We start from the raw sequence: 14,582 nt of genomic DNA on the forward strand, positions 1-14,582 counted from the left end.
TTTAGTTTAATAAGATTTATATTCAATTAAATGACAGACCCAATAAAGGCGCAATCCCCTGTTATTAAAGGATCACGCCCGATCGTTGAAGACCGTTTCTAAAATACTTGTGCCACGTATGAAATTTATAATATTATTATAAGCCAATTTGTTCTAAGTCTGATATGACCTCATCAATCGGTGTGTTCAAACCATCATAAAGTCTGATAATCTCCTGTTCATCATTAATAAGAAAAAAATTCACACCATGAATAATATCATTCCCTTTGGGATCGTCACGCATCTCTTGTCTAAAACTTCCTTCCGATAATTGACGAATATCTTCATCATTGTATCCTGTAAGGAATGTCCAGTTTTCCTCGCTCGCTCCGTAACGCTCAGCGTAGTCTCTAAGAACCTCTGGACTATCGTTTGTGGGGTCGACCGTAAAAGACACAAATTCTACATCTAAACTTTCGTTATTCACAGCGTCTTGAAGGGCAGCCATATTGGGTGTCATTGTATTACAAACAGTGGGACATTGCGTAAATATAAAATTTGCAAGCCAATAATCGTCTTTAACATCATTTAACCCAAAACCTTCTTCATATTGATTCGTAAATTCAAATTCCTCGACTTCCCATCCAGCTTCGCTTACATCAGTAATGCCCTCAACATCTTCTATATTCGCTTCATTTTGACATGATGCTAGGAATAGAAAAAGAGTTAATACAATAAATCGCTTCATAGATGTCTCTCCTTAAAAACATACATTACGGGTGTACTTTAATTGTTTCAACGGGCATGATGTGCATCCCTCGCGCAGTTACATGCGACTGAACTTCATAAATACCATCTTCTTCAAAAGAATGTGATATGGAATAAATGCCATCACCTTGATGTTCGGCCTCTATAAAAATTCCTTCCTCTGTATCGGCTACTCTAATCTCAAATTCCACTTCATGTGCATCATCAACCGGTTCTCCACCTTGAGTAACTTCTGTTTCAACTTCTACACTTTCATCGACTTGAGCTTCAGGCTCTAGAAAGATAGCAACTTCAAGAGGTTCAGAAGATAGTTCTCCAAGCTCATCTTGTTCTTCTTCAGCCGAACATCCAAAAAGTAGAATAATACTTAACGTCGGTATAACGATTTTTTTCAAGTAAACTCCCCCAAAAAGTAAATTAGAATGGTTAAACAATGTTTTTAGCAATCCTATTAGCATCATCACTCACACCATAAATTAATGCAGAACTTCTTTTACTCTGCCAACTCAAACCTATAAAATAAAGTCCTTTTATGTTGGTGATCCCATAACGATGAATGGGTTTTCCATATTTATTGATTACCCCATCAATGTTAATCCATGAGTAATCATTGCGATAACCAGTTGCCCAAATGATTGATGATATTTTCTTTGGAGACGATTGACCCTCAAAGTGTACTTGACCATCATTTACGCCTTTTACTCGCCCATAAATTCCTACATACTTCTTAACAATCTTATAATCATCCCCTATAATCGGATCTCTCTTTTGAAGGAACTTCCCCAGTATTGAGTCAGGCTTTGCATTAGAAAGACTCAAAAATTCAAACCACCAAAATAAACTTTTACCTGCAATGCTTTGAGGTAATCTTTTTATCTGTTTACTTTTCGCAAGCAACACAGAGTGAGTTCGACTTAGTTCTGCAGCAATTTGAATCCCTGTGTTTCCAGCACCAACAATTAAAACCTCTCCTTCTGGAATTTGTAAGGAGTTTTTATAGTCAGAAGCATGAATCATATAGGGGATCGAATTATCATGTATGTTTTGAATGAAGGGATGATGAAAAGCCCCAGTAGCAACCACAATATGTTTTGCTGTATACCTTTGATTTTGAGTGATCACCAGGAACTTTTGGTCATTCTCTTGTGAGAGTTCCTTGACTTTTTGATTGTAAATCACAGGTAAATCATTTTCTTCTTTAAAGCGCTTCAAATAATCTACAACCTCATTCTTGTGCGGAAATCCAGCAGGATCCCCATTAAATAAGAATCCATGTAGTTGACTATAATTTCTTGGGGTAAACAACTGCAAAGAATCATAACGCCGCCGCCAAGATTCACCTGTCGTTTCGTTTTCATCAAGAATTATAAAGCATTTATTTTTCCTTTTTAATGAGTAACCCATTGCTAACCCTGCTTGGCCTCCGCCAACTATAATGACATCGTATAGCATATAAAACCTCCAATTCATAAAGGATTATATAATTTATAAAAGGGAAATTAGAGCGTTGATCGTACCATTCTCATACATAATATATAACCCTAACCCTATGAACACGATCGGTACAATCCATCGTTCATACTCCTCGATTTTTTCCGAGATATAATTCACTGAAGCCAGTCGGTAACTGACATAGCATAATACCCCTACCATAATAAAAAAGACTAGCATTACAATGGGTATTTCAATCGCATTTAACGTTGTAAAATATGGTACATAAATGGAAAAATCATCTGCACTAGAAGCCAATACAATAAAGGTAACCGTTAAGTATAGTTGATTAAAACGATCGGAAGATAAAAGAGATAGGATATTACTTTCATCTTCCTCTTCCTCCCCCTTAATCCATACTTTAACGCCTAAATAAATGGGTAACAGTCCAAGTAAGCCTACAATCCATTGTTGAGGAATGAAATTGACACCATACGCTGCTAACAGACTCACCGATACAATGATTACAGTGCCTAAATATTGCCCAATCCAGATATGTTTCATTTGGCCTTTTTTTATTTGCGAAAATAGGAGGATTAATATAATCAGGTAATCAATACCTGTAGCTATATAAACCGCAATAGCCGTTAGTATTGTTGCAGCCAACTTCTTCAACTCCAATCACATGCAAGAATTTCTTGTTACTTTATTTCAGAAAAGGGTTTTCCAATCAAAACGGAAAACCCTTTAAACTCTATTCATCTTCCCCGACTCGCATTAATCGTAAACTATTTAAAGCTACTAAAAGTGTGGCTCCCATATCCGAAAGAATCGCTATCCAAAGTGTGAGCCAACCCGGAATAACCAACAACAATGCGATAATTTTAATTCCAATTGCAAAGGCAATATTAGCTTTAATTATATTTAGTGTTTTACGGCTGAGTTTTACAGTAAACGGGAGTTTTTTCAAATCATCACCCATTAAAGCAACATCTGCCGTTTCAAGTGCTGTATCAGTTCCAGCCCCACCCATTGCTATTCCAACTGTAGAGGCTGCTAGAGCTGGGGCATCATTCACACCATCCCCTACCATAGCGACGTTATCGTACTCGGACCTTAATTGTTTAATCACATCTAGTTTGTCTTGTGGCAATAACTCTGATTGAACGTCTGTTACGCCGACATGCCCACCAATCGCATTTGCAGTGCTTTTGTTATCCCCTGTAAGCATAACGGTCTTTTTAATTCCAGCTTTGTGTAACTTTTGAATAACGTCCTTACTCGACTCTCTTACTTCATCTGCAACGGCAATAATAGCAAGTATTTTTGCATCGGTTCCTATCAACATCGCTGTTTTTCCCTGCTCTTGAAGTGTTGTCACATCTTGCTCTAATCCCTTATTGAAAGTAGACGCCGACAATAACTCTTTAAATAAATTCGGGCTTCCGACATAGTACGTAATGCCATTGACCTTACCTTTTATCCCTTTACCCGTAATCGAAGAGAAGTCCTCGACTAAAACATCAGTATATGAAACCCCTTCATCATCAGCCTTTTTCATGATGGCAGACGCCAGAGGGTGCTGAGAACGATACTCTAAGGCGGTGATAATTGATAGCATTTCTCGTTCATTAATTTGATCATTCAATACACGATAGTTAGTTACAACAGGTATTCCTTTTGTCAAAGTTCCCGTTTTATCAAATGCAATAGCTTTTAATCCACCAATTTCCTCAAGGTAAACTCCTCCTTTGATAAGAACACCTTTCTTCGCTGAATTTCCAATCGCTGAGACGATCGAAATTGGGGTAGAAATAACCAACGCACAAGGACAACCAACAACAAGAACAGCTAGACCTTGATATACCCATGTTTCCCAGCTACCATTAAAGAATAAAGGTGGCCCTATAGCAACGAGTGCAGCAATAACCATGATGATGGGTGTATAATATCTCGCAAACTTATCAACGAAGGCTTGGGATGGCGCTCGCTCTCCTTGCGCTTCCTCTACGAGATGAATAATTTTAGAAATCGTTGTATCTTCAACGAGTTTGGTTATTTCCACCTCGAGAAAACCTTCTTCGTTTAGTGTACCTGCAAATACTTCATCATCTACAGTTTTCTCAACCGGAACCGACTCACCTGTAATTGCTGCTTGGTTAATCGCAGAGTATCCATTGACAATGACCCCATCCATCGCAATCTTTTGACCAGGTTTTACAACCATGACATCTCCGATTGCAATATCATTAACGTGGACCGTCATTTCTTGTCCATTACGTCTAACCAGAGCTTCTTTTGGTGCAATATCCATTAATGAACTAATCGACTGTCTTGCCCTGTCCATAGAGAAGCGCTCAAGAGCTTCACTAATGGCAAATAGGATGACGACAATCGCGACTTCCGCCCATTCCCCTATAATGACACCACCGATGACAGCAACGGTCATGAGGGTTCTCATGTCAAACTGGAATCGAACTAAGTTTTGCAAACCCACTCTAAACAGCGATAACCCGCCCACTAACATAGATGTTATAAATAATAATGCTGTAACGATGTTCTCATTTCCGTTTACAAACATAGAAAGGAAACCGAGAGCCATAAATAAGGTCGAATACAGTAATGTACTATGTTTTTTATAAAATGGAATTTTTTCCTCCTTATCAGGCTCTTCACTTTTTGGATCTTTCCTTCCATGTTCAGCAGAAACTTTAAGATTTTCAAAAGACCCTGCTTTTTCTAGCTCCTCCGTACTTACTTCACCGTAAACGGAAATTTTTGAGGCACCAAAATTCACTTTAGCGTCTTGAACTCCTGGAAGATTCTTTACATTATCTTCAAACTTCCCGGCACAATTTGCGCATGTAAATCCTTGCACACGATATACACTTTTATTCTCTTTTTTCTCCCCTTCATGTGGTTGATTAGCCATCGTTTACTCCTCCTGCCCATGAGCCATTGCCATAGCAATAAGCGCGGTTACATGAGGGTCGTCTAAAGAATAAAAAACGAGTTTCCCTTCTTTTCGACTTTTAGCTAATCGCATGTTCCGCAAATGTCTTAGATGATGAGAGGCCGTTGCTGTTGTTGTACCAATGATATTGGCAACATCACAAACACATAACTCATTTTCCTGAGTTAATGTAAAAGCTACTTTCAAACGTGTTTCATCTGCAAGTGCTTTAAAAACATCAGCAACGCCAATAAATTCCTGTTTATCAATTATTGCTGTTATTCGATCAACCTTCTCTTCGTCATAACAAAATACATCACAGGTATCTTTGTTCTTCTTAGTTTCCTCCATTATTCCTCTCCCCTTATTAATCAAATAAGTGTTTGATTATTATATTATGATTAATAATCATATGTGTCAATAAATAAAAAAACCTCTAATTTAATGTTTTTTTGTACCACTTATTAAGTTTGTCATAATTTATTAATATATTCATTTGAATGTTGTGTTGTATGCACTTATTTTTGAATATACACTAAGGAGGAATTACGCTCCCATAATATTCATTAAAAGATGTAGGAGGATTAAACATGGATTCTCAAGAGAGAATGAAACGAAAAAAGCGAAGGCTTATAATGCGCACTACTGTACTATTTTCAATAGTTGCGGCAGTTGGTTATGTATTTTACTCGAATTTCTTCCAAGAAGAAGCCGGAGTATTAAACGAAGGCAATGTGGCACCTAACTTCGTATTACAAAACATGGAAGGAGAACAAGTCGAACTTCATGACTTTAGGGGCGAGGGGGTTTTCTTAAACTTTTGGGGAACATACTGCCCACCATGTGAAGAAGAAATGCCGTACATGGAGGCAGAACATCAAAAATATCTTAATGAAGATGTAGAAATTTTAGCTGTAAATGTAGGAGAATCCAAATTAACGGTTGATCGTTTCATGAATCGTCTTCAACTATCATTTCCTATCTTATTGGATCAAAATCGCGATGTCCTTAATCAATATGGTGTGAGTTATCTTCCGGCTACATACCTAATCGATCAAAATGGTGAAGTCGTTCATATTCACGTAGGTGGAATGAGTGAAGAAAATGTACAAGATTTCATGACGATAATTGATCCAAATTCACCTTAACTTTAAATTGACTTCTGGAGGATTTGAATAACATATGAATGATTTAACAATATGGATTGCTTTTGGTGCGGGCTTGTTATCTTTTTTATCACCCTGTATATTTCCCCTTGTTCCTGCTTACTTAGCCCAAGTTACAGGAACTTCCATATCCAATAATGAGATTAATTCTAATCAACGAATGATAATGATTCGAAGTCTAGGATTCATTGCTGGTTTTACATTTGTGTTTATGCTCTTAGGAGCATCTTCAACTTATATAGGACAGCTTTTTAATCAATACAACAATATGGTTTCTCAGATCGGCGGAATTATTATTGTCTTATTTGGCTTACAAATGGCTGGTATTATATCAATACGAACGCTAATGACAGGGAAAAGCGTACGTACTCGTCCAAAACAAGTGAACAGCTTTGGCGGTTCCATTATGTTTGGTTTATTTTTCGCGGCAGGATGGACTCCTTGTGTAGGAATTGTCCTTGGCTCTATTCTAGCTTTAGCAAGTCAAAACGAAACGCTTTCATCAGGCATGCTTATGTTATTGATGTACTCATTAGGCCTAGGGTTGCCTTTTTTACTGGTAGGTTTCTTTTACTCTAAATCCCTACACAAACTTAGTCGCTTTAATCGACTAATGCCCCGTATACAAAAAGCTGGTGGGATAATTATGATTGTAATGGGTATTATGCTTTTTACTGGTTATTTCCAATTAATCTCCAGTTACCTAGCTCAATTTGTCCCTTTTAATATATAAGACCTAATAAAACAATAAGCGCCCTTTCATAGGCGCTTATTTGTAACAAATTTATTTTACAGCTCTTCACCCATTTGCTCTTGATACTCTGGCTCTTTTGACATCACAGCATTCTCTCCGTAACCATCCTTTCGTTCTATATTATCTGCAACAATTTCATAATAAGTTTCATACATTAAGCTTCCATCATCTTCATTAAAAAAACCAATTCGTACATAACGACCATTTTCCCAAACCGTTAAATCAGCATTTTCTCGAGCATTGCCTTCAAAGTTTGCTCCAGAATACCGATCATAATGATATTCAGCTACTGCATCAAGAAGCTCATCATACTCACTTCCGCTTGCATTTTCACCACAACCAACAACAATCAAAAAAAAGGGCACTATAAAAGTTAGTCTCAGAAACCCTTTCATCCTCTCATCCCCTTCCTCTATTTAAATAAACTTTCCTCACAGTGTTCACATGGAAGTTTTCCGTATTTTCTCAATCCTATCACGATATTAATATTGATGGAACGTGAAGTCATCAACTTTCCACACTCCCTCGTTTCGTACCATGTCCATTTGCATAATTGTCATGGCTGAACTACTAATCCCATTCACTTCGATCTCATTTTCAAACATGGCAACAACTTCTTGCCGATCATCTATAGATTGACCATAATAAATACGAAGGTTTGTAACATCCGATTCCACAGATTCAATGTCATCATCATACTCTTCTTGAATTCCTTCCGCTTCTTCAAATTGTAATTGATCTAATGCATGACTGGTGGCATATGGTTCAACTTCCTCTCGATTCGGTTTCTGTTGATAAGTGAAATAGTGATTGATGAATTGTTTCGCATAGTCTCCCGATTCAATATGCAAGTTCTCATTTGAATCCATTAAATCTGTTAGTTGCTCTTCAAACGACTGAGATTCATTTTTTAAATGTGAGTTCTGTATAAATAAAAAGATAATCACAGCAACGGCTACACCTAACACGACAAACATTTTCTTCATAAAATCCTCTCCTATAAGCCTAACGTTTCTCTTGGATCAGTCTTTGCTTCTGGCGGTTGCCCTAAATCAGTAATATGTTCCAAATGAAGATGATTTCCTGTACTGGAACCTGTTGTTCCACATTTACCTAAAGATTCACCTTGAGACACAGTATCACCTTGCGAAACACCAATGGATGATAAATGAGCATAACGACTATATTCATCATTTCCGTGCTGTACCGTTACATAGTTTCCATAGCCCACATTACTATGAACCGCTTCGATCACTTTACCGTCTGCAACACTTAAAATATCATCGGCAGGCGTACACCCAAAATCTAATCCACCATGAAATCGGTTCACTTCTCCCGTAACAGGATGTATCCTTGGCCCAAACTCACTGGTTATACGTATATTTTCAAGAGGTAAAGACCAATCCCCACTCCCTCCTGCATACTCCGTATCATCATTTTTATCCAGGTAGCGCATGACATTATCAACGTAATTTTCATCCCCATAATTGTTCCACCCCAAACGGGAAGCCATCATTTCACCAAATTCATAAGCTAATTCCTGACTATAGTTCCCGCCATTGTTTTCATGAGCGTAATCAATAAAGCCATGACCCATGTTATACGCTTGTAGTGCTAACTCCGTGTCTCCACCTGCTAATTCTAAAACGTCTGCAAAATAAGAAACTCCTTGCTTAATTGATTCTTCTGGATCAGTAATGGTATTCCGTGGTAAGCCTAAGGACTCCGAAGACTGCATAACATCCGCTAATCGCCCACCACTTTCCTGCATGGTCATCCCCATTAATATTTCTACATGGTCTTCAATACCATTTTCCTTCGCATACCTTTCAAAATACGGACGATAACGTTCAACCTCTTCATTCATAGCGTTAAAACGATATTCCCCATCAACATCTGTAAAGTCACTGTCGGAATCACTCCCCATTGTATCGTTATCGCCTGTCGCCACCATGATTACGCCCACCATTAACATAGAGAGAATTAATATTGGAATCGCCAGGATCAACATTAAACAACCAAGCTTTTTCATTGCTTCCTCCTCTTTAAACAACAAAAAGGAATGCCTAAATCAAAGGCACTCCTTTACGCATGACGATTTTTATCTTTATCTATTGACTGAATTTCTTTTTCTGTCTTCCTTTCTACGTCGTTTAACTTCTGATGAGAACGTGTCTCCACACTTTTAACCTTTTCTGAGCTCTGATCATTTGACGAATGGTTTTTCAATTGGCTTCTTTCGACCCGAGAACCACGATTGTCATCACCATACCCTTGTTTATACTCAGACCTGACAGATGGCTCCAAATCTGAACCTTTCCCGCCGTCACCCTGGCGTGTACGTTCAACTCCTCGGTTTCTTTTCTCCCCTTCATGTATAGATGAAGAAGCTTCTTCTTTTTCTACCAACTGCAAATGACTATTCTGTTCTTTTGCTTCGTTCCCACTCACGCTTTCACTATGTCTAACTGGATGAATATTCGTTTCATCCTTGGAAGGTGAGTGCTCTTCTTTCCTTTTACTAACCGGTTTAAAATCATCATCATCCCCTCTAGAAATTTTTCGTTCTTTCTCTTTACCTTCTTTTCCATTCTCATGCTCACGTTTAGCCTGTGGCGTCCTTTCAATCGTCTTCTTGTTCGAAGTATCTGCACCTTTTGGAGCTTCATGGTTTCCTGTTTGTGATGTCCGCTGCTCCTTCTCATGGTCATTTTCACTATTTCTTCCTTGAGGAGCATTTTGTCCTTCTGCCGACGCTGATTCTCGTAACCCTCCCACTTTATTCATCGCCGCATACAAAGCAGGATTCACCATTCCAATTCCACTTTTAGCCGCATTCATTGCAGGATTCACCATTGAATTTTTGACATTATTCATCATGTTCCCATCTAAAGATTGAACCCTTCCTGCTGTCATTAATTTAACAATTGAATCTCTTTTCCAAATCATAAAAATCAAAACACCAATGAGCACCACGAGGTTTAATAAATACATCCCCAATGAGTCGGGAGGTAACATTGCATCCACAATAAACGTGAGTACATAAACAAATAGGATCAATATGCCAAGCATTGCCTTTATTACAAAAACACTTAGTAGTTTGCCTAATGCCACAAAACCACTTTGCGCAAATTGTGGAATATAGGAAAGGATAAACGCAAACGGGATAAAAAAGGCAAGAGCAAGTGCCACTAATTGTAGTAGAAAGTTAAAGAGGGATAATAGAAGAAATGGGATACCTAGAAATAATGAGCCGACAAATGAAATTAATGCTTGCCCAAACTGGCTAAATACATTACCGCCACCCATATTCTCATTATTATAGTCTTCAACCTCATCCCTCACTGCTCTTAAACGATGTTCCTGTCCGTCATTCGTGAGATCAAAAGCAAGAAGGCGATCAACCCGATTATAATCGTCTCCCCCTGGCACTCCTTCACCTGGGTCATGATCATTCACAGCCTCGTCATTTGTTTCTCCATAATTCACAAGCAAATAAGGTCTTTTTAGGGCTAAGTCAAAGTACACATTCCTCATTACCGCAATTGTACCTTCAAGTTTATTATCATCATCTATTAATTCTGTATCTGCATATATGCCTTCTCCATCTGCCATATTGACTAATCCATTGCCTGCATCTAACAAATATCCTTGCGCTTCCACGGATAACGCATTTAGTGACTGCATAAAGAAGCCTGCATTCAACATCCAATAGCCACCAAATATCAGCACCATGAGAAATAAGAATGAACGTCTCATCGCTTCTTTTATTGTTCCTTGAACCATTGTAAGGTATAGAATATACCCACACGCAAAGATAAACAACATCTGTCCAAAATGTTCTTTCAACGTGTCATAGATCGTTGTTGAAATACTGGTCAATGTATCGGAGAATTCGTCTATGGGTTGTAATGAATAGAGCACATCCATGGCCGTATCAACAACAAGAACAATGTATCCAGAAACCGAAAAGATGACATTGTTCATCCCAACAAATGCCCCTTTGATCATTCCATCCGCATCCTCATTATTTGCCATATATCGTGAAACAGGGTACCGTTTAACTTGTAACTCCACCCCTCCTTGTTCTTCAATATTTGGCTCCGTCATATGATCTTCAGGGTCAGAATCATTGCTTCCAAAAAAGGCTAATGCTGTACCCGCTGTTGAGAATAAAAGGAATACAACTGCTAAAATACAGACCGTTATTTTCTTCCATCCCACATTCCCACCCCTCTCTAATCCATGCGGGTTAATAAATAAAAATCATACCTTACTTTCTGGAGTTCATTCTCCGTCAAGGTTCGATATTCTTGGTAACGATCATAGAGCTTAAAACAAATGGCTCGTTGAAATTTTTCTTGCCTAAACCGTATTCGATTTACAGGGACTGGGAAGCCAAGTAAACCTCTAATACTCTTGCTGATGATTCATGACCGACAAAACTTTCATAGTTCGCTTCATTCTCAAACATTAACTTTCTCGCTTCTAATACTGTGATACGTTCCGCTTTGTAGAAGCCTGGATTCGTAATGACTAATGAATTTAATATGGCAATCGTCATCAAATACTCCTTTCTCATCGAAAAGAGCCATCTATAAAAGACGGCTCTTTACAAATATTTTTCTTCTGCATCGGCAACTTCTGTTCTTTCAATGGTTTCTAATGCTCCGTACCATTCATCAAAAAGGCATTCAATACTGATTTTCGCTGTTCTGCCATAATAGTCCTTAAACAAACATTGACCTTGGAACATGCCTTCCAACATCTCTTCGTTTTCACTCGGTTCCATATTTACCCATTTTAGAACATCTTTTCTTTCTGTCGGTTCATCGAAAGCAAATGCAACGCCAAAGTTCCCGGACTCTTCCTCTCTGATCGCATCCTTCGTACTTTGGGAAATAAAGAACAAAGCATTATTGTAGCTACGCCCGACTCTGCGCATTTGCTTTTCCACTTTTGATCCTTGTTGACTGGATGTAATCACCCAAGCCTCATCAATAAATTCTGCCGTTCGCTCTTCTTTATCTCTGCTGCCAAAGAGCTCACAAAACTTCCCTAATGCGAACATGACAGCACTTGATTTCAATTGAGAGTTTGTATAGCTTTCAATCGGATCTGTTGCTTCTGGCAAATCCAAATTTTCAATTTCAATGATATTAATTCGCTTATCCAATGATAAGGATTCATTCGAACCGTCATGAATACACAACTTTAAAATGCTGTCTGCAACGACTTCACACAAAAAATCACCCGCCTTTTTGACGGATGGTTCTTCATCATCCTGCATTAATTCGATAATGTTCATAGAGCCGATCTGTTTTCCCTTTTCTCGTTGTTCCAAGACGGTTGTTATGGCTCGTAGAAACGCGGTATGCACATCATCCTTTCCACGAAAATCATAAACTTGAGAGAACACCACTTGCACCATTTCTTTGGCTTGCATGGGTGGTAAGAAAACGATCGGGTCAAGTGACCCCCAATTCTTCTTATCCTCTGAATCCAACGTGATAAAATGGAACTTCTCTAAATGCTGGACATACAGGGGGAAATCTTTCTTTACCCACGGATCACGCATGACTTTATTGATCCATTTTCTGAGTTCTTTTTTCGGGTCAATATATAAACATTTTACATCTAACATGCTGATATAGATGAACAAAAGTTTTGCTAAATATGATTTTCCATTTCCAGTATCGCCTGTAATTAATACGTGCGGTGATCTTGTTTTTGATCCTTTCACCTGTTGATTTGCCAAAAAGGGATGAAACAAAACAGGATCACGACTTGAGGCAATGGCTGATTCTAAATCTTGATGTTTATTGAAGCGATCAATCCACCCGATAAAGAAACCGACCTTAGAACCGACATCCGCATTCACACCAAATAATCCTTCCGCTAAACCATCTTGTGTCGTTTTCTGCAGCCAATTGCGATTGGTTACATCTAACCTTTCACCTGGCAAGAACTTATAAAAAAGCTGCAATTGATCAGCCAATGGGATTCTGCACGTAATTCCCGCCTGTTTCATATGTCGGGTGACTAACTTCGCTCGGTGCATACACTGCTTTTTATCCTTTCCGTGCACAATAATGACGGAAAGCCAGTTCATCATACTGACATCATCTTTCTTGATTTCATCTTGCAAATGTCGAACGAGATATTGACTGGCACTGACCGATGAATCGGTGCGATCTCCCGTTTTATTTTGTTCATTTGACGACTCTTTTAATTGCTGATGTTTCAAGTTTAAATCCATTTTCGTTTTTGATTTCCCCTCGGCCTGCACCTTCATTTCTACCTCTACGGGAAAAGGCAAAGATTGCGCTTCATAGAACAATTCACTTTCTGCCATGTTGTGCTGAAATTCATCAATCACAACAAAGGATAGATAGCCGTGGTCTTGATCACTATTCACTTTTAAAACCGACGGTGAAGTCGGATCAATTAATGTGTTTGTAATAGCATTGACGGACGCATTCTCAATTTCCTCACCGACTTGATGATCTAATCCTCGAAGGAAATTGTATCGATTCACATAGATCAATTCTTCTTCCGTTAGTCTCATTCCGTTAACGCTTGCAGCCACACTTGCCGCCTGATCCTCTGCTTCTTGATATTGTTGAAAAAAAGAGGCGGAAACATCTTGTTCCCACCCTAATAAATTGATGATCGTATCGGTTGCTGTTGAAAACATGGAAAATACATTCTCTTTTAGTTCTGCATCGACTTTCACACTTTCTGTTTTCAACCTCACACCTAAAATGAAATCATTTTTCGTCACTTTACCCAAACGACTGTTTAGAATTTGTACCGTCTCTTCTAAATAATAATCCGCCATTTGTTCACTATCTGCAGCGACATCGTATCCTAAATCTTCAAATCGTTCTCCTAACCGATATTCTTGCGGATACATCATCAAATGAAAATCTTTATACTTGGTCAGTTCTTCAAAAAAACTTTTCCAATTTCGTTTATATCCTTCCACAACTTTTCGATTTTGCATGGGAATGGACTGACTCTTGATTCGGTAATACGCCCACACGTCGCCCGTTCTCGTTAATAGTAAATTCCCCTTCATCGTCTTCATTGGCGTTTTTAAGGTGCTCATTCGATTGATCCACCACCTTCACACATTTTCTAAATTTGATTTTCGATCCCCTCATCCATTCGACCTCTCGATCATTGCAGTAGCGCTTTTTAGGGAATTTAATGGTCACATAATATTTTGCAATATCGATCAAATACAAGTAGATGTTTTTGCCTTCAATTTTTATTTTCGTCACGAAATAGGTGAGTAATAACGGGATACCCACCAAAAATACAAACCAAGTATGATCAAACGCATGGGGAAAACCCCTGCGAATGATATACCCGAGCATAAAGGTCATTCCAAAGAAAATAAAAAAGTTAATCACCGGGATTAACTCAACGGGAAACGGCAAACTATAATTTTCAGTTAATTGCTGAATTTTTTTAGGTTCACGAAGGGCTTTCCGATAATTAAAGACGGTTCTCACTTGCTCCCCTC

At 38.4% G+C, this 14,582-nt stretch carries 14 protein-coding genes and 1 pseudogene; 2 read left to right on the plus strand and 13 right to left on the minus strand.

The genetic code is table 11. The annotated features are described in order from the left end of the window. Positions 1-136: 136 nt before the first annotated feature. From JOD17_RS17045 to JOD17_RS17070, 6 genes are all read right to left on the minus strand, one after another. Positions 137-727 carry an SCO family protein gene (locus tag JOD17_RS17045; RefSeq protein WP_204699187.1) on the minus strand — a complete coding sequence of 197 codons (591 nt, stop codon included), beginning with the start codon at positions 725-727 and terminating at the stop codon, positions 137-139. 25 nt (positions 728-752) lie between these two features. After that, positions 753-1,142, minus strand: a complete 390-nt coding sequence (locus JOD17_RS17050) for a FixH family protein (protein ID WP_204699188.1) — start codon at positions 1,140-1,142, stop codon at positions 753-755. Between the two features lie 31 nt (positions 1,143-1,173). Further along, positions 1,174-2,199: a flavin-containing monooxygenase gene (locus tag JOD17_RS17055; RefSeq protein ID WP_204699189.1), complete on the minus strand. Its 1,026-nt coding sequence runs from the start codon at positions 2,197-2,199 to the stop codon at positions 1,174-1,176. Between the two features lie 33 nt (positions 2,200-2,232). Next, on the minus strand, positions 2,233-2,844 hold the full coding sequence (locus JOD17_RS17060; protein ID WP_204699191.1) for a CadD family cadmium resistance transporter: 612 nt from the start codon (positions 2,842-2,844) through the stop codon (positions 2,233-2,235). 88 nt (positions 2,845-2,932) lie between these two features. Then, the gene (locus JOD17_RS17065) at positions 2,933-5,110 is read right to left on the minus strand and encodes a heavy metal translocating P-type ATPase (RefSeq protein ID WP_204699193.1); all 2,178 of its coding nucleotides are present in this window, start codon (positions 5,108-5,110) and stop codon (positions 2,933-2,935) included. 3 nt (positions 5,111-5,113) lie between these two features. Further along, positions 5,114-5,482, minus strand: a complete 369-nt coding sequence (locus JOD17_RS17070; protein WP_204699195.1) for an ArsR/SmtB family transcription factor — start codon at positions 5,480-5,482, stop codon at positions 5,114-5,116. Between the two features lie 239 nt (positions 5,483-5,721). On the opposite strand from JOD17_RS17070, the gene resA reads away from it, so the two are divergent. Further along, on the plus strand, positions 5,722-6,279 hold the full coding sequence (gene resA, locus JOD17_RS17075) for a thiol-disulfide oxidoreductase ResA (RefSeq protein ID WP_239575676.1): 558 nt from the start codon (positions 5,722-5,724) through the stop codon (positions 6,277-6,279). Between the two features lie 34 nt (positions 6,280-6,313). After that, a complete protein-coding gene (locus JOD17_RS17080; RefSeq protein ID WP_204699196.1) occupies positions 6,314-7,030 on the plus strand; it encodes a cytochrome c biogenesis CcdA family protein in 717 nt (238 codons plus the stop codon). A gap of 56 nt (positions 7,031-7,086) precedes the next feature. On the opposite strand, the gene JOD17_RS17085 is transcribed toward JOD17_RS17080, so the two are convergent. From JOD17_RS17085 to JOD17_RS17115, 7 genes and pseudogenes are all read right to left on the minus strand, one after another. Beyond that, the gene (locus JOD17_RS17085) at positions 7,087-7,446 is read right to left on the minus strand and encodes a cystatin-like fold lipoprotein (RefSeq protein ID WP_204699198.1); all 360 of its coding nucleotides are present in this window, start codon (positions 7,444-7,446) and stop codon (positions 7,087-7,089) included. An 87-nt stretch (positions 7,447-7,533) separates the two neighbouring features. After that, positions 7,534-8,037 carry a hypothetical protein gene (locus JOD17_RS17090; protein ID WP_204699200.1) on the minus strand — a complete coding sequence of 168 codons (504 nt, stop codon included), beginning with the start codon at positions 8,035-8,037 and terminating at the stop codon, positions 7,534-7,536. Positions 8,038-8,048: 11 nt separating this feature from the next. After that, positions 8,049-9,083 carry a lysozyme family protein gene (locus JOD17_RS17095; RefSeq protein ID WP_204699202.1) on the minus strand — a complete coding sequence of 345 codons (1,035 nt, stop codon included), beginning with the start codon at positions 9,081-9,083 and terminating at the stop codon, positions 8,049-8,051. 53 nt (positions 9,084-9,136) lie between these two features. Then, on the minus strand, positions 9,137-11,275 hold the full coding sequence (locus JOD17_RS17100; protein ID WP_204699204.1) for a CD3337/EF1877 family mobilome membrane protein: 2,139 nt from the start codon (positions 11,273-11,275) through the stop codon (positions 9,137-9,139). A gap of 14 nt (positions 11,276-11,289) precedes the next feature. Continuing rightward, positions 11,290-11,633 (minus strand): annotated as a pseudogene (locus JOD17_RS21865) (STIV orfB116 family protein). Between the two features lie 30 nt (positions 11,634-11,663). Beyond that, positions 11,664-14,141 (minus strand): ATP-binding protein, encoded by a 2,478-nt coding sequence (locus tag JOD17_RS17110; protein WP_476702230.1) that lies wholly within the window; start codon positions 14,139-14,141, stop codon positions 11,664-11,666. Then, positions 14,026-14,571 (minus strand): conjugal transfer protein, encoded by a 546-nt coding sequence (locus JOD17_RS17115; protein ID WP_338028819.1) that lies wholly within the window; start codon positions 14,569-14,571, stop codon positions 14,026-14,028. Before JOD17_RS17115 ends, JOD17_RS17110 begins: the two co-directional genes overlap by 116 nt. Positions 14,572-14,582: the final 11 nt, after the last annotated feature.

It is taken from the genome of Geomicrobium sediminis, from assembly GCF_016908595.1.
Lineage (GTDB): Bacteria > Bacillota > Bacilli > Bacillales > Marinococcaceae > Geomicrobium_A > Geomicrobium_A sediminis.